Origin of the sequence: Streptomyces sp. B6B3, assembly GCF_039871525.1 — a bacterium.
GTDB lineage: Bacteria > Actinomycetota > Actinomycetes > Streptomycetales > Streptomycetaceae > Streptomyces.
The window spans coordinates 16,743-41,160 of record NZ_JBDPLU010000031.1 but is presented as its reverse complement, the minus strand read 5'-3'; the positions used below and the strand labels follow the sequence as shown (position 1 = coordinate 41,160).

The window sequence follows — 24,418 nt, the reverse complement described above, 5'->3', positions numbered from 1 at the left end:
ACTCTTCATCACAAGGAAGTGATGCCCATGTCCAGCAACAACTCCTTCGATCGCGGTATGAACCGGCGGTCGTTCCTCACCGCCGTCGGCCTCAGTAGCACCGCGGTCGGCCTGGGCCTCGGAACAACCGGATGCTCCGGAGCCACCTCCGTCCCCGCCGACGGGGCCGGCGAGATCTCCGACAGCGTCCTGCCGAGGTACGTGCCCGTCACGTACGCCGAGCCGGACTTCCCGTCGCAGAACGAATCGCCCCCCGGGTACGCCAAGGCCCCCGAGCAGCTCGTCCAGTCGGTCACCCAGACGCCGGGCACAGGCAGAACCATCAACGCGATGACACCGCTGTGGGGAACGATTCCGCGCACGGACGGCAACAAGTACTTCGAAGCGGTCAACGAGATGCTTGGTTCCGAGATCAGGTTCCAAATCGTCGATGCCTACACCTACGGCGACAAGATCTCCACCGTGCTCGCATCGCCTGATGACGTCCCGGACTGGGTGCAGATCCTCGACTACATGCAGCCGCCGACGTTCGCCTCCGACGTCCTCCCGCACGTCTTCGAAGACCTCTCGCCCTACCTCTCGGGCAATGCCGTCCGGGAATACCCGAACCTGGCGAACATCCCGACCGATGCCTGGCGCATGGCGGTCTGGAACAACAAGATCTACGCCATCCCGAAGCCTTCCGCGCCGATCAGCAACGTCATTTTCTACCGCGGCGACCTGTTCGCCGAGATGGGCGTCGACCCGGCCGTGCGTTCCGGTGAGGAGTTCCTGGACCTGCTGAAGGAGATCAACAACCCCGGTAACAACCAGTGGGCCATCGAAGACCCCTGGGACGGGGCCACCCTCTTCCACTCCGTGACGAACTGGAGACTGGACGAGAACGGGAAGCTCCTGAACCGCGTCGAGACCCCCGAGTACCGTGCAGCGCTGGAGTGGGCCGCGAGGGCGTACGAGGCGGGCGTCGTCCATCCCGATGCGGTCGCCGGCAACAAGGAGGGGGCCAAGACGCGCTTCCAGTCCGGTCAGTCCCTGGTCATGATCGACGGACCCGGCGGCTGGGCCGAAGCGCTCCGCGACAATCTCGCCGCGAACCCCAGCTACTCCCAGCGTCCGTTCAACTTCTTCTCCGCCGACGGCGCGGCCGACCCCGTCTACTGGAAGGGCAACGCCGCCGGGATGTACTCCTTCGTCAAGCAGGCTGACGACAAGGAGAAAGTCAAGGAGATCCTGCGCCTGGCCAACGCCATGGCCGCACCGTTCGGCACCACCGAGTTCCAGCTGATCAGGTTCGGTGTCGAGGGTGTCCACTACACCCTCGACGCGGACGGGGCCCCGGTACCGACCGAGCGGGCGGCGAGGGAACTGCAGCCGACCTACCAGTTCCTGGCGGACGCCCCGGCCGCCGAGTTCCAGTACCAGTACCCGGGCTACGTCGAGGCGTACTGCGAGTGGGCCATCGCCAACGGCACGTACCTCCAGGAGCCGCTGTTCTACGGGATGCACATATCCGAGCCCATGGAGTACGCGTCCCTCGGTCAGCCCTTCGAGGACTTGCAGGCCGACATCCCGCGGGGGCGCAGGAGCATCAACGACCTCGATGCGGCGATCGACCAGTGGCGGGCCTCCGGCGGCGACCAGCTGCGCGCGTTCTACCAAGACATCTTGGACCGGGGCTAATGAGCCGCGGCCGAAACCACACAGCCCTTACCGCGCAAGGGCTGAACGTTCAGCGGCGCAACTGGCGGGTCAAGCTGAAGCAGGACCGGGACCTGATCCTGATGACACTGCCGGCCGTCGCGTTGCTCGTGGTGTTCGCCTACATTCCGATGCTGGGCAACATCATGGCCTTCCAGGACTATTCGCCGTACACGGGCTTCCTGGAGAGTCCATTCGTCGGACTGGACAACTTCGTCCGCGTGTTCAACAACCCGGCATTCCTCAACTCGGTCACGAACACTTTTACGATCACCGCCTTCCAGCTGGTCTTCTTCTTTCCCATACCCATCGCGCTCGCGCTGCTGCTCAACAGCGTCGCGTCGGCGCGTGTCCGGACCACCATCCAGATGGTCGTCTACTTGCCGCACTTCTTCTCCTGGGTACTCGTGGTCACGATCTTCCAGCAGATCTTTGGCGGGGCCGGGCTCATCAACGCGACGCTGCGGTCGCACGGCTTCGAGGGCTTCGACCTGATGACGAACCCCGACGCCTTCCTGCTGATGATCGTGTCGCAGCAGGTCTGGAAGGACGCCGGGTGGGGCATCATCATCTTCTTGGCCGCCCTCAGCACCGTCAATCCGTCGCTGTACGAGGCGGCCGCGTCGGACGGCGCGGGCCGGTGGCGGCGAATGTGGCACATCACCCTGCCCGCGCTGCGTCCGGTGATCATCCTGCTCCTGATCCTGCGTCTGGGCGATGCGCTCACCGTTGGGTTCGAGCAGTTGATCCTGCAGCGCGAGGCCTACGGGGCACAGGCCTCCGAAGTGATCGACACCTACGTCTACTACTACGGCGTCGTCAACGGGGACTGGGGCTTCGGCGCGGCGGCGGGCCTGGCGAAGGGCGTCATCAGCCTGCTGCTCGTGCTCGGCGCGAACAAGCTCGCCCATGTATTCGGCGAAGCAGGGGTGTATCAGAAGTCATGACGGCCGAAGCCAGGGCGCGAAAGACGCCCCGCAGCAGCTACCGGGTCGCGCCCGAGCGGCGCGTCCAGCCGCGCCGCCGGCGCAGGCGAGAAAACCGGCCGGTCTGGGAGGAGGCGCCGTCCCCGCTCGGCGCGGCCCTGAAGGCGGCCGCACTCGTCGGCATCATCCTCGCCGTGGCGTTCCCCCTCTACGCCGTCGTCTTGACCAGTTTCTCAACGCAAGCGGAGACCATCAGATCCGGAGGGCTGGTCGTCATTCCCGGCGAGCTCTCCGCGCAGGCCTACATCCAGATCCTGTCGGGAGGCGTCGTCACCAGGGCAGCACTGGTGAGCGTGGGAATCACCGTTGTCGGAACGACGATTTCCACCGTCGTCTCGGCCATGGCCGCCTATGGGTTGAGCAAGCCAAACTCGTTCGGGCACCGCCCGATTCTCTTCGTGTTCATCATCACCATGTTCTTCAGCGCGGGAATCGTTCCGACATACATGGTCGTCAGCGAACTCGGCCTGATCAACTCCTACTGGGCGTTGATCCTCCCGTCGGCCATTTCGACGTTCAACGTCCTGATCCTGCGGAACTTCTTCATGGGCATCGACAAGGGAATCATCGAAGCCGCCCGTATCGACGGGGCCAGTGAGTGGCGGATCCTGCGGAGAATCGTCGTTCCCATGTCAGGGGCGGTACTCGCCGTCGTCGCACTGTTCTACGGCGTAGGATACTTCAATGCGTTCTTCAACGCCGTTCTGTACATCAACGACAACGCTAAGTGGCCGTTGCAACTGGTCCTGCGGTCCTACGTCCTCCAGGGCGCAACCCTGCCCGGCAGTTCCGGCGGCGCCGGCAACCAGGCCGCAGGACAGGTGGCCGGACTCCCTGTGAAGATGGCCATCGTCGTGCTCGCTATCGTCCCGATCATGGCCGTCTACCCGTTCGTCCAGCGACACTTCACCAAGGGAGTAATCTTCGGTGCCATCAAGGGCTGAACCAGGCGCAGCGACGGCAAGATCGATCATGTAAACACCGTGGATGAATCCCTTCTCAGCCCACGACCATAAGAAAGAATAGTGAGTCTCATGTCCGCCGGCACCCGCGAACCAACGCTGATTACCGTGCTCGATCTGATCCGTGAGCACCCCAGCATCAGTCGTGTCGAACTGGCCGACCTGACGGGCCTGACGCCGACCACGATCACCCATGCCGTGCGCAAATTGATGACGTTCGGGTTCGTTCAGGAGGCGGGAAAGTTGCAGGCAGTGCGAGGGGGCCCCCGCAGACTCCTGGAACTTCGCCCGGACGCCTGCTACATGGTCGGCGTCCAGTTCGACCGGTGGTCGGCCGTCGGTGTCATCATTGACCTCGGCGGACAGGTCATGCTGCGGCACGAGCTCCCGGCCCCGGGCACCCGTCCGCCCGAGGACGTGGTCGCCGACTTCGCCGCGCACGTCGAGACGATGCTCCAGACGGCCGGAGTCAACCGCAGCGACGTCCTCGGTATCGGGCTGGCCACCTACGGCCCCCAGGACCGTGAAGGAGGGACACTCCTGACCCCGCAACCGACCGAGGCCTGGCAGGGCTTCTCACTCACGAAGACACTTGCTGACGCGACCGGCCTGCCGGTCGTATTGGAGAACGACGCCACCGCGGCCGCACTGGGCGTGCAATCCCTGGGAGGATCGTCCGGGAGTTTCGCCGTGGTCTTCATGGCGACGGGCATCGGTGCGGAAGTCGTGGTCGACGGCCAGCCGTATCGCGGCGCGGCGTCGAACGGACTGGAACTGGGGCACATCTCCCTCAACATCCACGGTCCGGTGTGCACCTGCGGCAACCGCGGATGCCTGGACTCGTACGCCGGACCCCGCGCTGTCGCGGAAAACGCTGAGCGAGACCCTGAACTGGCACGGCGCCTCGACCTCGGCCATGGACCGCTGGCTGACTTCCTGACTGTCGCCGAGGCCACGCTCAGCGGCGACACCGGCGCCGAAGCCCTGATCAACGACTCGGCGGGGATGCTGGCCGCCGGCATCGTCACGCTGGTCAACCTGCTCGACGTGAACCGGGTCGTCCTGGCTGGCAGCGCCTTCGCAACGATCGGTCCGTTCTACCGAACCGTGATCCAAGAGGTCCTCGAGAATTCGGTGTTCATGCGGCATGTCCACGGAGTACGGACCGAGCTGGCCAACGACACCTCCCACGCAGCAGCGATCGGCGGAGCCATCGTCGTGCTCCGAAACATGCTCGAAGCAAGCGCGATGCGGGAAAGCCGTGCCCCCGGGGGCACGGCCTCACCCGCTGCAACACGATAAGCCCGGACGGCCGCGTCGTCGCTCCGATGAGCCCTCACAGTGAAGGACGCACCATGCTCCGACGGCCCCTCGGCAACACCGGGCTCTCGGTTACACCTCTCTGCGTCGGTACAAGCCCGCTGGGCAGCTCTCCAGGCCTGTACGGATACGAAGTGGACACCCAGCAGGCCATCAACACCGTCTGCAGGGCACTCGAAGGACCGATCAACTTCATCGACACGTCCAACAACTACGGCAACGGTGAAAGCGAACGACGCATCGGTCAAGCCATCGACCGATCCGGCGGCCTGCCGGCGGACTTCGTCCTGGCCACCAAGGTCGACCCCCTACCCGGTAGCGCCGACTTCTCCGGCGCCCGAGTCCGTGCCTCGGTCGCGGAGAGTATCCAACGTCTCAACCAGGACCACCTGCAACTCGTCTACCTGCACGACCCCGAACGGATCCCGTTCGATGAGGCGATCGCGCCCGACGGGGCGGTCGAAGCACTGGTAAAGCTCCAACACGAAGGCGTCATCGGCTTCCTCGGAGTCGCCTGCGGCCCACTCGACCTCGCGCGACAGTACGTCGACCTCGGCGTCTTCGACGTCGTCCTCAGCCACAACCGGTACACACTGGTCGACGCGACCGCCGAATCGCTCATCGCGAACGCGGCTCGCCGCGGGATGGCCTTCGTCAACGCCGCACCGTACGGCGGCGGCATGCTGGTGCGCGGCCCGAAAGCCGAGCCGAACTACTGCTACCAACCGGCGTCACCCGCGACACGTGCCCGCGTGGCACGCATGGAAGAGGTATGCCGAGAAGCGGGCATCCCGCTCGCCGCCGCGGCCCTGCAGTTCTCGATCCGCGATTCGCGGATCGCCTCGACCGTCGTCGGCATGTCCCATCCGGAACGGATCGAGCAGACCCTCCGACTGGCCGATTGGTCGATCCCGGACGACGTCTGGTCGGCGTTGCGTTCGCTGCACGCGCAAGGTCCCGACCGATGACCCCGCCAGTGGGTGGACGATCAGGTCCGCCACTGGGGAGATCAAAGGCTCTTCGGCACTTTCCGTAGAGCGTGGTGGCGGCGCCGGTGGGCGTGCCCGCCGGGGTGGCCGGGTCGGCCCGGCTGGGGCGGCGAGCAGCCCCAGCACCAGCGCGCCGACCAGAGCCCCGGCACCGACGAGGTTCCGCCGCAGCGAGCGAGCCCGGCGCGGTCCGTTCGAGGAGGAAACGCCTCATCTTCTCCGTCCCGTGAGAAGGGTGGACTGGGGGTGGACTCCGTCCAGGGGCGGCCACAGCGGATCCGCCGCCCGGTGCGGTGCCCCGTGATCGCGATGTCGGAGGCTCCTGCCCTCCCGGCCGCCGGGAGGGCAGGTCGCGGGCAGCCCGGGCGGCGGGCCGCGTCACGGATTCACCTCCGGGCCGGGGTCAGGTTCATGAACACCTGGGACTGGTCGGGGCTGCTCCACACGGCGGGGACCGCGTACAGGTCCTCCTCCGTGGGCCAGCCGTCGAACTTGGCGGTGTTGAACTCCGAGGTCGTGCCGCCGGTCAGGATCGGGATGTAGGGCATGTCCTGTTCGATCCGCGTCTGGATCGTGTCAAACTGCGGCTGCCGCGCCTCGGCGTCCGCCGGGTCGAGCCGCGCGAGCTCGTCGATGGCGGCATTGACCTCCGGGTTGTCGTAGCGGGCCCAGTTGGGGTTGGCGGTCTCGCCGACGGGCGCGGTGTTCTCGCCGTGGAAGAAGTTTTGGTACAGGTAGAACGGGTCGGGCGAGGGCCCCGGGGTCAGTGAGTCGATCTGGAGCTGGAAGTCGCCGCGTCCGCGGGCCTCGGTGATCTCGTTCCAGGACGCCTGGGCGACGGTGAGCTCGATCCCGGCGTCCTCCAGCTGTTGGGTCAGGGTCTGGAGCGCGGTGATGTAGTCCGTCCAGCCGCCCACCACCCCCACGGCCAGGGACAGCCTCTCGCCGTCCTTAGCGTAGAAGCCGTCGCCGCCCCTCTCCCAGCCGGCGCCCTCCAGCAGCGCCGCGACCCGGTCCAGGTCCGGCTCCATCGGGCTGATCCGGTCCTCCAGTCGCTCCGACAGCACGCTCGCGTCCCGCTCGGGCAGCGCGAACCCGGGGGATACGTCGCTGGCGGTGTTCTGGAAGGCCAGCTCGTTGAGCTGGGTGCGGTTTATCGCGTAGTAGATGGCCCGGCGTACGCCGGGGTCGGTCTGCGGGCCCTCACAGCCCAGCTCGATGCTGGCACAGGCGCCGAGGACCATCTGGTTCAGCGGCACCGTGATCGCGCCGTAACCGGGGTAGGCCTCCTCGATGTTGGCGATGTCGGGGACCGGGCCGGTCATCCAGTCGATCTGGCCGGCGGCGAGCGCGTCCACCCCGCCCTGGTTGCCGGACAGCGCGAGGTAGCGGACCGACCTCACGGCCGGCTCGCCGTCCCAGTAGGTGGGGTTGGAGGCCAGGGTGAACGCCTGGGGCTTGAAGTCGTCCAGCAGGTACGGTCCGGTGCCGACCGGATCGCGCATGGTGTCGGTCGAGGGGTCGTCGATGCCGGACCAGATGTGCTCGGGCACGATCCATGTCTTGCCGAGCAGCTGCGGGGCGTCCATGAAGGCCGGCTCGTCGAAGGTCACGGTGAGATGGGCCGCGTCGACGACCTCGGTGACGGCGTCGAAGCCTATGGTGTTGATCGCCTGGTTCTCCTTCAGCATGTCGAAGGTGAAGGCCACGTCGTCGGCCGAGAAGTCCTCGCCGTCGGACCACTTCACACCCTCGCGGAGCATGATGGACAGCACCGTGCCGTCCTCGTTGAAGCTGAACTCGGTGCCCAGTCGCGGCACCGGGTCGGTGGCCGCCGCCACGTTGTAGAAGAACAGTGGCTCGAAGATGGAGCCCGGCCCTTCGATCTTCGTCGGCGAGTAAGGGTTGAAGTTCGCCTGGTAGGCCCCGGACTGGCCGGTGAACACCACCAGCGCGTCGGAGCTGCCGCCGCCTCCGTTGGAGTCGCCGCAACCAGCGGCCAGCAGGCCCGTCAGGACGGCGCCTGTCGCCGCTGCCCGCAGCCGCCGCCACCTTCTGTGTAGGGACATGGTGTTCCTCTCTGACCGCCCCGCCGTCGGGGCAAGGGCAGGGCGGTTGCAACGTCACAATAGGCCGTAGGCCGATCAGGGCTCAACACTCCTGCGCAGCTTCGCCCGCCTTCATGTCGCTGCGGGAGGGCCCGGAGAAGCCGGCCACCCCCCATCGGCGCGTTGAGCTGCGCCTCAGCGGCGCTGGCCCATGTGCGGGCACTGGCCCCAACTCCCGTCTCGCGCAGGCGCTCAGGGAGACACTGCACCGAACCCGCATGTGCTGTCTTGAATGGGTGGGAACACCCGTCCGGCTGTACGGCCAGCTGGGAGGCCGAGGGCGCCTGGATGGGCCACTGGATCGCGTCCTTCGGGTTCGTCGTCATCGGCATCAACACCAACACCCCCACCGACTGGGACACCGCCCGCGGCACCCAACTCCTGGCCGCGCTGGACTACCTCACCCAGCGCAGCCCGGTGCGCGACCGGGTTGATCCCCAGCGGCTCGGCGTGATGGGTCACTCCATGGGCGGCGGCGGCGCCATCAGCGCGGCCCAGCGGCGGCCGTCGCTGAAGGCGGCCGTCCCGTTCGCGCCCGCCTCGTTCTCACAGGACCTGTCCGGCGTTCAGGTCCCGACGATGATCATGGGCGCCCGGGACGACGGCACCGTCACGCCGGCCTCCCTCGACCGGCTCTACGCCACCCTGCCCACCACCACCGAGGGCGCCTTCGTCGAACTCTCCAGCGGCGGCCACGGATTCCCCACCTGGGGCAAGGGGAACCGCGAACGGCACCCCACTGGTCCTGTGGAACTGCAACGGCGGGCCCAACCAGCGGTGGACTCACGCATAAGAGCCCTGCAGGCCAAGATCTAAACACGGCTGAGGTCGGAGTGCCGGGCCGCACCCGGCACTCCGACCGACGCCAGAGGACGGTGTCCCGTCGGCGGCCGCGCTGTCGACCAACCCCCAGCGCACGAGGTCTCGGGGGCGATGTGCCGGCGGGTCAGCATCAGCTCAGCGGAACAGGTCGGCGGGGAGCACCTCCTGGGTGCGCAGCTCGCCGAGGACGAGCTGGGCGAACTCCGTGGCTCCGTGTTCGGAGGTGTGGGTGTTGTCGTTCGCCTCGTTGGTGAGGTACAGGGCTTCGGACGCCTCGGGGCCGAGTTCCTCCACCCGCTGCTTGGTGAGCGCGGTGAGGTCGATGAGGTCCACGCCCTCCTCCTCGGCCAGGCTCCGCGTCTCGGCGGGCAGGTCGACGCCGAGCCCGTTGACGTGCAGGGCGGTGCCGTTGTTCAGCGTGCCGTCGTCGTTGAACCAGCGGCGGACGATCGGCGTGACGAGGACGGGCGTGCCGCCCTGCGCGCGGACGCCGTCGATCAGTCCGGTGAGGTTGCCGCGGAAGTCGTCGGCGCTGGTCTGCTTGTCGTTGTGCCCGAACTGGATGAGCACCACGTCTCCTTCGCCGATGAGCGGGCGCATCGTCGGGAAGAGCCGCGAGTCGGCCAGGAAGGATCCGGAGCTCTCGCCGGAGTCCGCGTAGTTGGCGACCGAGAGGCCCTGGGTGAAGGACTGCGGCAGCTCCTGTCCCCACCCCGTGTACGGGACGGTGGACTGGTCGCAGACGGTGGAGTCGCCGGCGAGGAAGAGCTGTGGGTGCTGGGCGGCGGTGACGGTGAGGTCGCTCAGCCGCGGCGCGTCGCCGCCGAAGGACAGGTCGAGGCCGGGGCTGCCGGTGTCCCCGGTCGGCTGGCCCTCCGGGTCGCGCACGTTGACGGTGAAGCTCTCCGTCGACTGTTCCCCGGCGGCGGTCTCCGTCGGTCCGAGCATGGTGCGCCGGGCCTCGGCGGTGACGAGGGTGGAGCCCGCCTCGTCGCCGCCGAGGACCGCGGTGACGTCGTAGGTGCCGGGGGCGACGTCGAAGTGACAGACGATGGGCGCGGTGCCGGTGCAGCCCTCGACCGCCGCGGCGTCGCGGTCCGTCCCGGCCCACGCGGGGCCGTTGGGCAGGGCGGCGAGCAGAGCGGTGGCGCAGAGGGTGGCCGACAGCGCGGCGGCACGGGGAGTGGGGGGCATCGGGATCCTCCGATCGGCGTACGTTCGGGTACATGCAGCGTCAGTCCGATCGACCCCAGCACGGACCATACGCCGGACAGCAACGCTTTCTAGATGGCCTGCCGCGGTGGACGGGGTTCCTGGGGGTGCCCGGCTACGGCCGGCACCCCCAGGAACCCCGTCACGGTGAGTGGACACGGATACGACATCAGCCCACGAAGGGGATCGGTCAGGTGGCGAGCAACGGCTCGGGAGGTGGGGATCAGTTTCCCGTCTGCTGGACGAGTGAGAGGCCGTCGACGCCGAGGTATTGGCCGCCGTCCGCGTCCGACGCTCGAATGGTGACGGTGACGGGCCCGCCGGGCAGGTTGATGTCGGTGAGTTCGTGTTCGGCCCAGTCACTGGGCGAGGAGACGTCGAGGGTGTACTCGTTACCGTCGGCGTCGGTGATCACGACCTCCGCGGAGTCGAGAGAATCCGTTGCCCAGGCGGAGAGCGACAGTGTGTAGGTCCCGACCGGTACATCGATCTCCTGTTGCGTGCCTCCGGAGAAGGATTCCTCGGCGCCGAGCTGAAGCGCGAAGCGGCTGGAGTTGGCGCCTCCCTCGACGTTGGTCACCATGTCTGGTCCGGACTCGAGGTAGTTCGTCCACCCTTGTACTTCGGGGACGATGATCCGGTCGGCCTGGAAGTCGGGGTTGAGGATGTAGTTGTTCTCAGGACCGACGCGCCATTCTCCGGTGGCGGCGTTGAACTCCCACTGGCTCATCGAGTGGAACCGCAGCTCCCCCGAGTCGTTCTTCGTGATCGGCATCCACTGGTTGTAGCCGATGCCGTTCCAGGCGAAGTCGGCCCAGCGGTCGCCCGCGTAGAGCACCGTGGTCTGCTCGGTTCCCTGGACGGTCACGAAGAACCCGGTCTGGGTCACGTGGCTGTAGTCCATCTCGGTGCCCGGGAGCGTGTACTCGTCCGTGTAGTCGCCCTGGATGTCATCGGAGGTCGACTCGATGACGTGGTTGACCGAGGAGTTCCAGCCGTGCAGGTCGGAGGCCGCCAGGTAGTAGGTGCCGTCGAGCTTGAACATGGCGTTGCCCTCGCGGCCCTCGGAGTTGTAGCCGACCTCGACCGCGGGTTCGATGCTGAGTGAGTCGGACTCGGCGATCCTGGAGACGAACGCGTGGGCGCGTCCCTCGGCGTTGGAGTAGACCAGGTAGTCCTGCCCGTCGTCGTCGGTGAAGACGGTCTGGTCTCCGGTGCCCGGCGTGGGGTTGCCCTCGATCTGGCCCTGGGTGGCGGCGTGGGCGAAGTCGTCGGTGGGCGAGTCGCCCTGGAGGAACACGATATTTCCGGGGCCCTGGGTGATCAGCACGTACTTGCCGGTGTTCTCGTTGTAGACCACGCCCAGACGTCCGACCCAGCCGTAGAGGTTGTCGTCGGCGGTGGCGACGTCGTTCTCGAACGTCCAGTTCACCAGGTCCGTGGAGGAGTACACCGGGATCGAGACGAAGGAGGCCTCGTCGTCGTACTTCTGGGAGGGATCCTCGCGGTAGGACTCGGCGCCGGCGTAGTGCACGCCGTACCAGTAGTAGGTGTCACCGAACTTGAACACCCCACCCCCTTGGGAGTAGATGGGGTTGCCGTCGGTGTCGTTCCAGAACGTGTCGTTGGTGATCGTCTCGAACGACCCCTGCAACGGCTCCAATCCGGACGCGGCGGCCTGCAGGTTCGTCTTGGCGGCCGCGACGTCCTGCGCGGTGGCCGACGGGTCACCGGCGACGTCGGACGCGGTGGTCAACGCCTCGGCGAAGGGCTCCCAGGAGTCGGCCGCGTAGTTGGCGGGAACGCGTGTCTCGTAGTCGGCGACCAGCGTCCTCAGGCCGCGCACCATCACCAGGTTGTCCGTGGCGTCCTGTAGTGCCGCCCGCGCCTGTGTACGCTCCGCGGCGGTCGCGTCCTCCCGGTCGACCAGCTGCGCGGCCTCCTCCCGGGCCGCGGCGAAGGGGGCCCAGGAGCCGGCCGCATAGTCCCCGGCGGCGTAGTCGGAGACCTTCTCGGACAGCGCGAGGAGAGGATCGTTCGATTCGACCGCGCCACCGGCCGTGTTCCCCGCGGCGACGGGACCGGTCGCCGAGAACAGTCCCGCCACCAGCGCCAACGACGACGCGGCGACGAACACCCTCCACCGCCCCGCATGCGCACGAGCTCTGCGAGTCATGTGATCATTCCTTTCGCTCGGACGTGCGCGGAGGCGGTGCTGAGACAAGCGGCTCTGGCACCGCCTCCGCGCGGTGGGCCCTATTCCTGGATGAACTCCCAGGAGGTGTCGTCGCCGGCGGCGTCCTCGGGCAGGCGCTCGAGTGCGGCGGTGTCGCCGTACAGGCTCCAGCGCATCCAGTCCACGCAGGTGAGGGGGATGCGGTCATCGTGCCAGTGGCTGGAGTGGTCTGCGCCGAGGAAGGTGAGGAACGCCTTGGGTGCGGCCAGTTCCTCATAAGCCTGACGGGCCTGGTCGTAGGAGCAGACCTGGTCCTGGTCACCGTGGACGAACAGGACCTTGGCCGCGACCGTGCCGTCGGGATCGCCCATGTCGACGGTGGACTGCGGTATCGCGGCGGTGATCCGGTCGTCGGGCGCGATGGTCAGCAGGCCATGGGTGGTCATGCCGCCGGCCGAGTAGCCGGACACGCCGACGCCGGGGGAAGCGTCGACGTGGCCGGCCAGCGGGTCGTCGGCCTCGTTGAGCGCGAGGGTCTGGGTGAGGATCTCGGAGACGTCCCTGGAATGCTCGCCGCTGTAGATGTCGCCGAAGTTGTACTCGAAGTAGGGCGCGGGGACGATGAAGCCGGCCTCGGCCAGAGGACGGATCTGGGACTCGGCGCCCTGCGGACTGGCGCCGGAGCCGTGACTGTAGTTGCAGACGGGGAAGGCGCCCTCGGCGACGGGGGCATCGGGGATGGGGGCGCCGCCGGGGTCACCGGTGGCGGGGTAGTAGACGAAAGTGGTGCACGGGCGGTCGCCGCGGGTCCAGGCGTACTCCCGCACGCCGACGGCGAACGGCTCGGTCGGCGCGTCCAATGGTGTGTGGGCCCGAGGCACGAAGGAGCGGCCAAGCGCCTGACCGGCGCCGGCCAGCGAAAGACCCACACCGGTCGCGGCACCGAGCGTGAGGAATGTGCGCCTTTGCATGGACATGTACGTCTCCTTGTGGAGGATGTGGGGGGTAGGGGGCGGCTCGGGCCTGACCGGGGCCTGTGGCCCCGGTCAGGCCCTTTTCTCACCCGGCGGAGATCCGGGGCTGGGGGACCCCGCCGAGCGGTCCCACCGCTGTACCGCTTCTGGGCGTGCCTGGTCTGCGGTCGTTGACCGGTTCAGCACGCTCGGACGGCGGTCGGAGCGGCGCCGGCGGTCGAGCCGTTGCTCGAGGGCCGGGTGTCTACGCGCCCGGCTCGTACGGGCACTTGTTCTGGTAGCCGGAGACGTCGCTCCAGTCCGCCAGGTCCGGGCAGAGGAACTGGGTGTAGCGGGTGTCGTTGTCGATGAAGATCTTCAGCCAGGGGATCGTCAGGCGCGTGACGGACACGTTTCCCCAGGTGGGGAAGCCGTGGCCGCCGCTGGAGAGCTGGACGTAGGCGCCGGGGGTGTCGGCCGGCAGCGTGGAGTACAGCTGGTCCAGGGAGCCGGGGGTGACCGTGCCGTCGTCCACCGCGCCCATGACCATCGTCGGGACCTGAACGCCGGACAAGTCCTGGGAGAACGAGGCGGGCGCGAAGGGAACGGCGGCCTGCAACTCCGGCCGCTGGGTGGCGGCGTGGATGGCGCCGCCGCCGCCCATGGAGTGGCCCATCACGCCCAGGCGGTCGGGATCGACGCGGTCGGCGACCGGGCTTTCCTGGGTGAGGTAGTCCAGCGCGGCCAGCAGCTGTTCACCGCGTGCGTCGTCCCAGTCGTTGGGGCTGTTGGTGTCGATGCCGATGACGACGAACCCGAAGGACGCGATCCAGTGCCCCATCCAGGCGCCCTCGGCCTCCCAACTGGCGGTGTAGCCGGGCACGACCGCAATCGCGCCCCAGGTCCCCAGACTGGTGTCGGTGGGGTAGTAGATCTTCCCGCCGTTGAACCCGCGGCCGGGCTCGACGTCGATCTCCTCGGTGTCGAACGTCCCGCCCTCGGCGGCGACGCTCTCCACTGTGGGGTCCGGGCCCCGCTCGAACGACTCCAACGACTCGGCCTGGGCGGCTGCCGGCTGCATCGCGACCACGGCCGTGATCAGGACGACGACGGCCGCGATCGCAGCCGTGCCGAGCCTGCCAAGACCGCCCGTTCGACGGGGTCCTGCCCGGCGGCCGGTCGCGGGGCACGCTGGCGCCGCCATCTCTGTGGTTATGGGTTGCGTGCGTGGCGTCGCCATCGAAGGCTCCTCTGTGGGGGGATGTGGGGGTGACGCGGGAAGCGATACGGATCTTCTGGCCCCGCGCCGCTGGTCTTTCGCCGGGCTGACGGGCCGCGGCCACCGGTTCCGCGGCGTCTGCTCGCCGACGGGCAAGCTCGGCTCGGCGGTACTGGATTACTGGTAGATCGTCGCTTCCTGGGAGGTCTCGGCGATGCCGTTGGCGCCGCTGAAGAAGCGCTCGCCCCACTCGGATAGCTGGTTCGGGTCGAAGCCGATCACCATGTCCAGGTACTCCACGCCGCCGCCGTTGCCCGACCAGGACCAGCCCATGTAGCCGAGGCCGAGCTCGGTGGTGGTGGCCATGATGGTGTCCTCGTCGGGGTTGCCGTCGGAGTGGTTGTGGCCGAACTCGCCGACCACGATCGGCAGGCCGGCGTTGACGAACGCGTTGAGGTAGTCGTTGATCTCCTGGGCGGTGTCGTAGACGCCGTACATGTGGATCGAGAAGATCGTGTTCCCTGTCGGGTCGGAGTCGTACACGGACTGGGCGTTGGCGCGCATGATGCCCTCCCAGTCCTGGCCCCAGTTGGGGGCGTCCACCATCAGCGTGTGCTGGAAGCCGGCGTCGCGCAGCTTCTGGATCGCGCCGATGGTGGCATCGGTCCAGCCGGCGGCGTTGTTGTTGCCGTACGGCTCGTTGCCGATGTTGACGATGACGTAGTCCTCCTCGCCGGTGAGGACGTCCTGAAGGCTGATCCAGTAGTCGGCCGCCTGGTCGAGCGAGGCGGTTCCGCCGCCCTCGTCGCCGTAGCCGGTCGTGTCGTGCACCTCCAGCACGCAGATCAGCCGGTTCGCCTTGCACTGGTCGACGACGTTCGCCACGTCCTCGGGGGTGTTAGCGGCTCCGCCGCTATGGCCGCTGCTGAGAACGACGCGGACGGTGTTGGCGCCCTTGGCCTTGATGTCGGCGAAGGACTGCGTCTCGTCGGGATACCAGGCGTGGGGGTGGCTGACGCCGCGGATGAGGAAGTCGTTGCCGGTGCTCTCGACGAGCCGGCCGTCGTGGATCGTCAGGCCTGTGGCCTGGGCGGTGCTGGGCGCCTCGGCGTGGGTGGCGGGGGCGAGGCCGCCCAGGCCGAGCAGGGTGGCCAGTCCGAGCAGCAGGACAGCCAGCGCGTTCTGTCGTTTTCTCACTGCGACTCCTCAAGTGGGGGACCAAGGCTGTTGGCTTGGGAGCGCTCCCAAAAAAATTACATGAACCTGCCAAATAGCTCTCGACCAGGGGCCCGCGCAACGGGCGACGATCGGGAGCGTGTCGCCAGAGGTCGCAAACAAGCGACCATGAACGCCCACAAAACCAATGATGGACTTTGGCACCAAGTGAACTCTGTGACAACTATCCCGTCTTGACTCGCATCTGCAGCTTAGATGCTAGCTGTCCGTCCGCATAGGCTTGGGACCAAAGCTAACGCTCCCGGATCATGCAGCTCCTGAGGAGACGCATGCACGACTGGTTCCGCGACGAGGCGTCCCGCTTCGCGCCGCTGCCCTACCACGAGAACCCGGTCCCCGCCCCGGGCGCGCTCGCGCCCCGTGCCTGGTGGAGTGCCTCCGATGCGGTTCGGCTGTCGCTCAACGGGACCTGGGCGTTTCGGCTGGCGCCGACCGTCTCGGGCACCGGTCCGGGTTTCGGTGCGGACGACCCGGCGGCCACGGCCGGCTGGGACCGGATCACCGTGCCGGAGCACTGGGTGCTCCAGGGTCACGGCGGCCCGATCTACACGGGGTGCGCCTATCCCTTTCCGGTGGATCCGCCGCGGACGCCGGACGAGAACCCGACGGGTGACCACTGGCGGGAGTTCGACCTGCCGGGTGCCTGGCCGGACGGCGGGGCGAGCGTGCTGCGTTTCGCGGGTGTGGACTCGTGCGCCCGGGTGTGGCTCAACGGCACCGAGCTGGGCACCTTCACCGGCAGTCGGCTGCCGCACGAGTTCGCCGTCGGGCATCTGCTGCGGGAGCGCGGGAACGTGCTGGCGGTACGGGTGCACCAGTGGTCGGCCGGGTCCTATCTGGAGGACCAGGACATGTGGTGGCTGCCTGGCATCTTCCGCGACGTCTCCCTCCACCACCGCCCGGCGGGCTGTCCGGCGGACTTCTTCGTGCACGCGGGTTACGACCACACCACCGGTACGGGCACGCTGCGGGTGGAGTGTGACGTGCCCGGCCGCGTCCTGGTGCCCGAGCTCGGTCTGGACCTCGCCGCCGGTGAGGAGGCGTCCGTGCCGGTCGAGCCTGGAGCGCGGAGGTGTCCCGGCTGTACGACGGGGAGTTGGTCACCGACGGCGAGCGGGTCCGGCTGCGGATCGGGTTTCGCAGCGTCGCCGTCGAGGACGGGGTTTTCACGGTCAACGGGCGGCGGGTCCTGTTCCGGGGTATCAACCGGCACGAGTTCCACCCCGAGGCCGAGCGGGCGGTGGACCTGGAGACGATGCGCTGGGACATCCTGCTGATGAAGCAGCACAACATCAACGGCGTGCGCACCAGCCGCTACCCGCCGCACCCGGCGTTCCTGGACCTGTGCGACGAACTGGGCCTGTGGGTCATCGACGAATGCGATCTGGACTCCCGGATGTGCGCCCCGCACGCCGAGGTCGAGGCCATCGGGCGCCGCGAGGAACCGCCGCTGGAGGATTCGGAACTGGACGCGCACCGCCGCTCGCTGCCGTTCCTGCTGGTCGAGTACGCCCACGCCATGGGCAACGGTCCCGGCGGACTGGCCGACTACCAGCGGCTGTTCGAGACCTACGAACGCTGCCAGGGCGGCTTCGTGTGGGAGTGGATCGACCACGGCATCGCCACCCGGACCCGGGACGGGCGCCCGTTCTTCGGCTACGGTGGCGACTTCGGCGAGGAGTACCACGACGGCAACTTCGTCTGCGACGGCCTGCTGTTCCCCGACCGCACCGCCTCGCCCGGCCTGGTCGAGTACAAGAAGGTCATCGAGCCGATCCGGTTCACCGGCGACGCCGCGCGGGGCAGCGTGACCATCCGCAACGGCCACGACGTCGCCGACACCGCCCACCTCGCGTTCGCCTGGAGCTACCAGGTCGAGGGGGAGGTCGTCGCCGAGGGCGACCTGGCCGTCCCGCCGCTGCCCCCGGGCGCCGCCACCGACGTGTCGCTGCCCGCCCGCCCTGACGGCCGTCTACCGGTGGACCGCCGGCGAGGACGGCGCACTCCGGCTGACGGTCGGCGTCCGGCCGCTGGGCGACTGGCCCTGCCCGCTGCCGCGTCTGGGCCTGCGCCTGGGGCTGCCCGCCGCGTTCGGCCGGGTGCGGTGGTACGGGGGCGGCCCGGGTGAGGCGTACCCCGACACCCGAGCCGCCTCCCGCGTCGGCCGCTACCAGGCGACCGTCGACGCCCTCCAGACGCCGTACGTGCGCCCGCAGGAGAACGGCGCCCGCGCCGACGTGCGATGGGCCGAACTCCGTGCCGGCGACGCCGCCCTGCGCGTGGCGGCCGACCCGGCGCCGTTCTGGTTCACCGCCCGCCGCTGGACCAGCGAACGGCTCGACGCCGCCGAGCACACCACCGACCTCGTCCCCGGCGACACCGTCTGGGTCAACCTCGACCACGCCCAACACGGCATCGGCACCCAGTCCTGCGGCCCCGCCCCGCTCGCTCAGTACCACCTGACCGCCGCCCAGCGGGTTCGGCTTCGCGTTCCGCGCCCTGAGCGGAGGCGTGTGATCGAATCGAACATAAGTTTCCATCGCTTTGACTCAACGCCCTTGCGTCACCTTCATTGATCGATTTGCTCCGAGTTGCGGCAATAATTGCTCGCTATCAGTCATGGACAGCTCTCATCTGGCGGGAGTAGGTTGTGCGCGGCAATCGCCGGCGAGTGCTGTGGGGAAGCTCGCTCTGTGCGCGGATCACTCTCGGGACGGAGAACCTCCATGCGGAGACGCTTCCTTGGACGCCTGTGCGCGTTCACGGGTGTGACGGCCGTGCTGGCTGCCTGCGGCGGTGGCGGCAGCGGCGACGATGGCGGTGTCGTCACGCTCGACTACTGGTGCTGGGGCGAGAAGACGAAGGTCGAGGAGTTCAACGCCACCCACGACGACATCCAGGTCAAGCACACGGACGCCGGCGGCGGCACGGACACGGCCACCAGGCTGCTGACGGCCAGCCGTGCCGGAAACGCCCCGGACGTCGCCTGCATCGAGTACCAGACGATCCCCTCGCTGATCGTGTCGGACGTCCTGGTCGAGATCGAGGACCAGGCCCAGACCCTGGAGGGCGAGTTCAATCCGGGGACCTGGAACCTGACGAGCTTCGACGGCCACCTCTACGGCGTGCCGATCGACATAGGTCCGCAGGTGCTGCTGTACAACAAGGCCCGTTTCGACGAGCTCGGCATCGAGGTGCCCTCCACCTGGGAGGAGTTCGCCGATGCCGCGGCCGAGGTGCGGAACGCGGACCCCGACACGTACCTGGCGACCTTCGCCCCCTCGGAGTTCGGCCAGTTCGCCGGCCTCGCCCAGCAGGCGGGAGGCCAGTGGTGGCAGGTCGAGGACACCACGTGGTCGGTCGGCGTGGCGGACGACGCCTCGCTCGAGGTCGCCTCCTACTGGCAGGACCTGCTCGATCGCGACCTGGTCCAGGGCGGGGAGATCCTGACTCCCGAGTGGAACAACAAGCTCAACAGGGGCGAGATCCTCGCGTGGCCCGCGGGCCTGTGGTCACCGGGCGTCATCTACGGCATCGCGGAGTCCCAGGCCGGCGACTGGGCCATCGCCCCGCTGCCGCACTGGGAGGGCGGCGAGGAACAGGTGGCGTTCCAGGGCGGTTCGGCCCTGACCGTCACCGACGACGACGAGGTCGACGCGGCGGTGGAGTTCATGACCTGGATGAACACCTCGGAGAAGGCCTGCGAACTCCAGATCGCCGCAGGCGAGTACCCGGCCTCCGTGGAGTGCCAGGAGATGACCGCGGAACAGCCGCCGTCACCCCTGGTGGGCGACCAGCCGGACTACTGGGAGATCGCGAACGAGGCGGCGAGCAGCACCCTGCCCAACATCCAGTGGGGACCCAACGTCAACGTGGCCCAGTCCGAGTTCACCGACGCCTTCGCGGAGGCCGTGCGCGAGGGCACATCCCTGGAACAGGCGCTGCAGCGGGTCGAGGACGCCGTGGTCAGCGACATGGAACGCCAGGGGTTCGACGTCGCCCAGTGAGCGGGACCGTAGCCGCCTCGTCTTCTCCGAAGTCCCCCTAGCGCGAAGGTCATCATGGCAGGACACGTCACCCAGCGGACCAGCGAGTCCGTGGAGAGGCCCGCGGCCGGGCGACGGCGCGGGATCTCGGCTCCCTACGTCTTCATCGCCCCCGCGTTCCTCCTCTTTCTCGCCTTCCTGGCGATCCCGGTGGCCTACGCGCTGTACCTGAGCGTGCGGGGCATGCGGGTCGAGGAGGGGAGCCTGTTCGGCAGCCGACGCGAGGTCTTTGTGGGGCTGGCGAACTACACCCAGACCCTGTCCGACGGCGAGTTCTGGGCCGGGTTCGGACGGCTGGCCGTCTACGGCGTGTTCGCCATCCCGCTCACCCTCGGGCTCGCCCTGTGCTTCGCGCTGATGCTCGACCACACGGGTGCCAGGGGGCGGCGCCTGTCCCGGGCCGCGATCTTCCTTCCGTACGCGGTGCCCGGGGTCATCGCCTCGCTGCTGTGGGGGTTCATGTACCTGCCGTCCACGAGCCCGTTCAGCTATCTCACCGAGAAGGCGGGGATGGACGCGATTCCGTTCCTGGAGGGCTCGGCCATCTACGGGTCGCTGGCCAACATCGCCGTGTGGGGAGGTGTGGGCTTCAACATGTTGATCATCTACACCTCCCTGCGCGCGATTCCGAACGAGGTCTACGACGCGGCGCGGATCGACGGCTGCACCGAATGGCAACTGGCCCTGCGGGTGAAGCTTCCCCTGGTCATCCCGGCCCTCGTGTTGACCGGCCTGTTCTCCCTCGTCGGCACGCTCCAGGTCTACGGCGAGCCCACCACGCTGCGGCCCATGACCACCGAGATCTCGGGCGACTGGGTGCCGTTGATGCACATCTACGACAACGGCTTCGTCCGCGACGACCTGCCGATGGCCGCCGCCGGATCCGTCATCCTGGCGATCGGCACCTTCTTCGTCTCGCTGCTGCTGCTCCGGGTGGCCCAGCGTCGTGCGTTCGGAGGTTTCCAGTGAGCGCCCAGACCACCACCCGCGGCACCGCGCGGACGCGGCGGCCGACGCCGCCGCGGGCCGACCGGCCCGCGATACGGCAGGCCCACCACCGCGCCAAGCTCCTCCCCACCGTCGTCCTGTTGATCGGCGCCTTCTACTGCCTGGTCCCGATCGCGTGGATCGTCATCGCGGCCACCAAGTCGCAGTCCGACCTGTTCTCCACCTTCACCTTCCAGCCCGGCGACGGCCTGGTGGACAACCTGCGCGACCTCTTCGCCTACAGCGACGGGCTGTACGGCCAGTGGGCGCTCAACAGCCTGCTCTACGCGGGCGTGGGATCGCTGTTGTGCACCGTGATATCCGCGGCCGCCGGCTACGCCTTCTCCCGTTACTCCTTCCGTGGCCGCAACGCGCTCTTCTACATGATTCTCGCGGGCGTTCTGCTGCCGGGCATGACGCTGGCGATTCCGCAGTACCTCATCATGTCCGAGCTGAACATCGTCGGCAGCTACTGGTCGGTGCTCCTGCCGGGCCTCATCTCTCCTTTCGCGATCTATCTCGCCCGGATCTACGCCGACGCCTCCATACCGGCCTCCTTCATCGAGTCGGCCCGCATCGACGGAGCCAGCGAGTACCGCATCTTCGCCACCATCGGGATGCCCATGATGCTTCCCGGGATGGTCACCATCTTCATGCTCCAGTTCGTGAGCAACTGGAACAACTTCCTGCTGCCGTTCATCATGCTCGCCGACGAGAGCAAGTACCCCATCAATCTGGGCCTCTACACCGTGCTGTCGAAGGGCTCGGGAGAGCCGTCCCTGTACGGCATCGCCATCACCGGCACGGCCGTGTCCATCATCCCGCTCATCGCGCTGCTGCTCTTCCTCCAACGCTTCTGGCGGCTCGACATGATCAGCGGAGGACTCCGTGGCTGACAGTGGATGAACGGAGGACTGGGTGACGGCCTGCTCGCTGCCTGGCACGATCTTCGCATGACCGGTGATCCCGGGCGGAGAGGCATGGGCGCTGATGACCCTCGAGCCAAGAGCACCGGGTGCGCGGCCGCTTCCTGCGGACGGGCCTGACGGTGCCGGATGTGAGCGTGGACGCGGCCGCTGCGGAGGAGGGCAGCGGTCAGGACGACGAGGTGATCGACGTCCAGATCTCAGTGGCATTCCTGAAATCGGCGGACGGCTTCGCGGCCCGCGGGAGCCTCCGGGTCGGCGCCGGACACACGTGCATGCATGTGCGGCGGCTGGGCCCAACACCGGGCTGGCTCACGGGTTCGAGTGACGTCCGACTCCGACACCCCGATAACAGCCGGAGGCCCGTCGTCGGAGTTGCGAGACACTTCAGCCAGTCACAGCATTCTGCAAGAGCGTGGCGAATTCCGGCGATTTTCGTTCCTCTCTGTCGGTCCTCGTCTGCTCGGGGAGGGCTTTACTGAAGCTAATCGAGTGCTTGTACGCTGCGTCTGTGCACGTAGCATCCGAGCAGAGCGGCGGTCAGCCGACGATCGAGGCGTGGGACTCCGTCTCCCAGGCAGCCCGCCCCATCATCAGGGAACTGCTGGTCACCGGCCCGCGTTCGAGGACCGAGCTCGCCCGCCTCCTGCGGCTGACGACCAGCAGCCTGACCAGGCTGACCAAGCCCCTGGTCCAGTCCGGGCTCGTGGTGGAACGGGAAACCCTCTACGACCCGATCAACGGCCGCCCCACGCTTCCCCTGGACATCGTCGCAAATGACTTCCACTTCTTCGGGGCCAAGCTGACGGACGACCGGATGTACGGAGTCGTTACCGATCTGCGAGCCGAGGTCGTCGCGGAGCACGCCGAGCCACTCAACGTCCGCACCCCCGAAGGGGTCGCCGCACAGGCCAGGGCGCTGATGGACCGGCTGGCACGGGAAAGCAAGCCGCCGGTCGCCGCGGGATTCGCCATGGGCGGGAACACTTCTGGCAGCGACGACCCTGCGGAGTCCGCGCTGTTCGACGCGCCCTGGCTGGACTGGTGGCGGATTCCTCTGGGGTCCATGCTGAGCGACGCCATGAACATCCCGTGCGTGGTCCGCAACGACGTCTTCGCACTTGCCTACGGTCAGAACTGGTTCGGTGTGGCCCGCGGAATCTCCAATTTCGCGGTGATTACTATCGGTCGCGGCATCGGATACGCCCTCTGCCTGAATGGCCGCGTACTGAGGATGGCCGAGAATGACCTCGTGGAATTCAGCCACCACATCCTGGATCACGGCGGCCCGATGTGCCCGGCGGGGCACCGGGGCTGCGCCGTAGCCTATCTCTCGACAGGAGCCATCCTCTCGGCTGCCGCCCACGGACTGCAGCGACCGGCCTCCCTGGGCGAGATCGCCCCCCGGGCAAGGGAAGGGAACGCAGCGTGCCAGGAGATCGTTCGCCAGACGGGCCGGGCGCTGGGCATGCTCGTCGCGACCATCGCCAATCTCACCGGCGTGAAAACCGTGGTGGTCGCCGGCGAGGCCACTGATGTCGTCCGTGGCGGACACCAGCACATCAAAGAGGGCATGAGTCAGCGACGCCACCTTCGCCGCGACTCCATCAAGACGCCGATGCTCTCTTCCTCCTTTACCGAATGGGCGCGCGGCGGGGCCGTCGAGGCGATCAGGGCCTTCGTCGTCGAGGGCCGCTGAAGGCTCCTTAAGACCGTGTCCTACGTGGTGAGTCGGCCGTTGCTTGGGCATGGGGAGTTCGCGGTGGGGTTGGATCGTTCCGGACGGGTTGTGGGAGATCGCGCGGCCGTTATTGCCGCCTTCGCGAGTGCGTCCGCAGGGCGGCGGGACGCAGAACATGCCTGATGAGGCGGTGTTCGCGGCCATCGTCACGTGCTGACCAGCGGGTGCGCCTGGCGGCATCTGCCGCCGTGCTTCGGGATATCGAAGTCCACCGTGCACCGCAGGTTCCTGATCTGGTCCCGGGGCGGGGTGTGGGGTCGGCTGCACCGGGCCGTGCTCGACGAACTCGCCGCCAAAGGGCTTCTCGATCTGTCCCGCGTCATCCTCGACACGGCCCACGTGCGGGCTAAAAGGGGGCGAACACACAGGTCCGAGCCCCGTGGACCGGGGTAGGCCCGGTTCCAAGATGCACATTCTGTCCGAACGCACCGGACTGCCTGTCGTGGTCGCTGTCTCAGGTGGCAACGTCCACGACAGTGAGGGTCTGAAGCCTCTCCTCGCGGGTCTCCAATCGAGACACGACCCCGACCGCGGCCGGCACTACCGGCCCGGCAAGGTCCACGCCGACAAAGCGTACGACCGGCCTGACCTGCGTAGGTGGCTTCGTGGTAAGCGCATCGCGGTCCGTATCGCCCGCAAGGGAGTGGAGTCCAGCCAGCGGTTAGGCCGTCATCGGTGGGTGATCGAACGCACGATGTGCGCCACGTGGCGCTCTGTTTGTATCCCCGGTTCAGCCGGGAGGAACTCGGAAGGAGGTTTCTGGGCCAGATGACTTACCTGGATCCGAAAGGTGAAGGGGACAACAGCATGTCAGAAAACCAGTGACCGGGCCCAGTTGTCAGGGACGGTGTGCTGGGTGGCCCGCGTGATATGGCGAAGGCTGGATTGCTTGAAGCCCAATCTCCAGAAGATGCAAGTTCCCATCCGCCGGAAAGACAGCTGAAACCGGCGCCGTGCTCTGCACTGGACCGATCGTGACCCGGTGCACTTCCGGAGCGCGGAGCGATGCCCAACGAGGGCATTTAAGGAGATGAGTG

The 24,418-nt window shown here is 67.8% G+C and carries 15 protein-coding genes and 4 pseudogenes; 13 read left to right on the top strand and 6 right to left on the bottom strand.

Annotated elements, in window-relative coordinates; all coding sequences use genetic code 11:
* The first annotated feature begins 27 nt into the window (after positions 1–27).
* From ABGB06_RS36430 to ABGB06_RS36410, 5 genes are all read left to right on the top strand, one after another.
* Positions 28–1,680: an extracellular solute-binding protein gene (locus ABGB06_RS36430; RefSeq protein ID WP_347598900.1), complete on the top strand. Its 1,653-nt coding sequence runs from the start codon at positions 28–30 to the stop codon at positions 1,678–1,680.
* Positions 1,680–2,645, top strand: a complete 966-nt coding sequence (locus tag ABGB06_RS36425) for an ABC transporter permease subunit (protein ID WP_347598897.1) — start codon at positions 1,680–1,682, stop codon at positions 2,643–2,645. Before ABGB06_RS36430 ends, ABGB06_RS36425 begins: the two co-directional genes overlap by 1 nt.
* The gene (locus ABGB06_RS36420; protein ID WP_347598894.1) at positions 2,642–3,628 is read left to right on the top strand and encodes a carbohydrate ABC transporter permease; all 987 of its coding nucleotides are present in this window, start codon (positions 2,642–2,644) and stop codon (positions 3,626–3,628) included. Before ABGB06_RS36425 ends, ABGB06_RS36420 begins: the two co-directional genes overlap by 4 nt.
* Before the next feature lie 90 nt (positions 3,629–3,718).
* Entirely contained in the window at positions 3,719–4,948 is a 1,230-nt protein-coding gene (locus ABGB06_RS36415; protein WP_347598891.1) for an ROK family transcriptional regulator, read from the top strand.
* Positions 4,949–4,974: 26 nt separating this feature from the next.
* Positions 4,975–5,934 (top strand): aldo/keto reductase, encoded by a 960-nt coding sequence (locus ABGB06_RS36410; protein ID WP_347598888.1) that lies wholly within the window; start codon positions 4,975–4,977, stop codon positions 5,932–5,934.
* A gap of 407 nt (positions 5,935–6,341) precedes the next feature.
* Here ABGB06_RS36410 and ABGB06_RS36405 read toward each other — a convergent pair whose 3' ends face one another.
* A complete protein-coding gene (locus ABGB06_RS36405; RefSeq protein ID WP_347598885.1) occupies positions 6,342–8,024 on the bottom strand; it encodes an ABC transporter substrate-binding protein in 1,683 nt (560 codons plus the stop codon).
* A 267-nt stretch (positions 8,025–8,291) separates the two neighbouring features.
* On the opposite strand from ABGB06_RS36405, the gene ABGB06_RS36400 reads away from it, so the two are divergent.
* Positions 8,292–8,879, top strand: coding sequence for a dienelactone hydrolase family protein (locus ABGB06_RS36400; RefSeq protein WP_347598882.1), 588 nt, complete (start codon positions 8,292–8,294; stop codon positions 8,877–8,879).
* A gap of 141 nt (positions 8,880–9,020) precedes the next feature.
* Here ABGB06_RS36400 and ABGB06_RS36395 read toward each other — a convergent pair whose 3' ends face one another.
* From ABGB06_RS36395 to ABGB06_RS36375, 5 genes and pseudogenes are all read right to left on the bottom strand, one after another.
* Positions 9,021–10,079, bottom strand: coding sequence for a rhamnogalacturonan acetylesterase (locus ABGB06_RS36395; RefSeq protein ID WP_347598879.1), 1,059 nt, complete (start codon positions 10,077–10,079; stop codon positions 9,021–9,023).
* 241 nt (positions 10,080–10,320) lie between these two features.
* The gene (locus tag ABGB06_RS36390) at positions 10,321–12,273 is read right to left on the bottom strand and encodes a family 43 glycosylhydrolase (protein ID WP_347598876.1); all 1,953 of its coding nucleotides are present in this window, start codon (positions 12,271–12,273) and stop codon (positions 10,321–10,323) included.
* 80 nt (positions 12,274–12,353) lie between these two features.
* A complete protein-coding gene (locus ABGB06_RS36385; protein WP_347598873.1) occupies positions 12,354–13,250 on the bottom strand; it encodes an alpha/beta hydrolase in 897 nt (298 codons plus the stop codon).
* A 241-nt stretch (positions 13,251–13,491) separates the two neighbouring features.
* A complete protein-coding gene (locus ABGB06_RS36380; protein WP_347598932.1) occupies positions 13,492–14,307 on the bottom strand; it encodes a dienelactone hydrolase family protein in 816 nt (271 codons plus the stop codon).
* Between the two features lie 321 nt (positions 14,308–14,628).
* Positions 14,629–15,609: pseudogene (locus ABGB06_RS36375) on the bottom strand (glycoside hydrolase family 5 protein); the annotation flags it as partial.
* A 341-nt stretch (positions 15,610–15,950) separates the two neighbouring features.
* Between ABGB06_RS36375 and ABGB06_RS36370 the strand changes: the two are divergent.
* The 7 genes and pseudogenes from ABGB06_RS36370 to ABGB06_RS36340 all read left to right on the top strand — a co-directional run.
* Positions 15,951–18,198 (top strand): annotated as a pseudogene (locus tag ABGB06_RS36370) (glycoside hydrolase family 2 TIM barrel-domain containing protein).
* A gap of 209 nt (positions 18,199–18,407) precedes the next feature.
* Positions 18,408–19,688 (top strand): extracellular solute-binding protein, encoded by a 1,281-nt coding sequence (locus ABGB06_RS36365; protein WP_347598870.1) that lies wholly within the window; start codon positions 18,408–18,410, stop codon positions 19,686–19,688.
* A gap of 54 nt (positions 19,689–19,742) precedes the next feature.
* Positions 19,743–20,696 carry a sugar ABC transporter permease gene (locus tag ABGB06_RS36360; protein WP_347598867.1) on the top strand — a complete coding sequence of 318 codons (954 nt, stop codon included), beginning with the start codon at positions 19,743–19,745 and terminating at the stop codon, positions 20,694–20,696.
* Positions 20,693–21,610: a carbohydrate ABC transporter permease gene (locus ABGB06_RS36355; RefSeq protein WP_347598864.1), complete on the top strand. Its 918-nt coding sequence runs from the start codon at positions 20,693–20,695 to the stop codon at positions 21,608–21,610. Before ABGB06_RS36360 ends, ABGB06_RS36355 begins: the two co-directional genes overlap by 4 nt.
* Before the next feature lie 79 nt (positions 21,611–21,689).
* Positions 21,690–21,804: pseudogene (locus ABGB06_RS36350) on the top strand (phosphatase); the annotation flags it as partial.
* A gap of 347 nt (positions 21,805–22,151) precedes the next feature.
* Positions 22,152–23,339: an ROK family transcriptional regulator gene (locus ABGB06_RS36345; protein ID WP_347598861.1), complete on the top strand. Its 1,188-nt coding sequence runs from the start codon at positions 22,152–22,154 to the stop codon at positions 23,337–23,339.
* 49 nt (positions 23,340–23,388) lie between these two features.
* Positions 23,389–24,096: pseudogene (locus ABGB06_RS36340) on the top strand (IS5 family transposase); the annotation flags it as partial.
* Between the last annotated feature and the right edge of the window lie 322 nt (positions 24,097–24,418).

Coding starts and splice junctions, on each gene's coding strand:
- ABGB06_RS36390 (WP_347598876.1), bottom strand. CDS start 12,273: ATGACTCGCAGAGCTCGTGCGCATGCGGGGCGGTGGAGGGTGTTCGTC.
- ABGB06_RS36405 (WP_347598885.1), bottom strand. CDS start 8,024: ATGTCCCTACACAGAAGGTGGCGGCGGCTGCGGGCAGCGGCGACAGGC.
- ABGB06_RS36360 (WP_347598867.1), top strand. CDS start 19,743: ATGGCAGGACACGTCACCCAGCGGACCAGCGAGTCCGTGGAGAGGCCC.
- ABGB06_RS36420 (WP_347598894.1), top strand. CDS start 2,642: ATGACGGCCGAAGCCAGGGCGCGAAAGACGCCCCGCAGCAGCTACCGG.
- ABGB06_RS36425 (WP_347598897.1), top strand. CDS start 1,680: ATGAGCCGCGGCCGAAACCACACAGCCCTTACCGCGCAAGGGCTGAAC.
- ABGB06_RS36410 (WP_347598888.1), top strand. CDS start 4,975: ATGAGCCCTCACAGTGAAGGACGCACCATGCTCCGACGGCCCCTCGGC.
- ABGB06_RS36395 (WP_347598879.1), bottom strand. CDS start 10,079: ATGCCCCCCACTCCCCGTGCCGCCGCGCTGTCGGCCACCCTCTGCGCC.
- ABGB06_RS36365 (WP_347598870.1), top strand. CDS start 18,408: ATGCGGAGACGCTTCCTTGGACGCCTGTGCGCGTTCACGGGTGTGACG.
- ABGB06_RS36415 (WP_347598891.1), top strand. CDS start 3,719: ATGTCCGCCGGCACCCGCGAACCAACGCTGATTACCGTGCTCGATCTG.
- ABGB06_RS36380 (WP_347598932.1), bottom strand. CDS start 14,307: ATGCAGCCGGCAGCCGCCCAGGCCGAGTCGTTGGAGTCGTTCGAGCGG.
- ABGB06_RS36430 (WP_347598900.1), top strand. CDS start 28: ATGTCCAGCAACAACTCCTTCGATCGCGGTATGAACCGGCGGTCGTTC.
- ABGB06_RS36385 (WP_347598873.1), bottom strand. CDS start 13,250: ATGTCCATGCAAAGGCGCACATTCCTCACGCTCGGTGCCGCGACCGGT.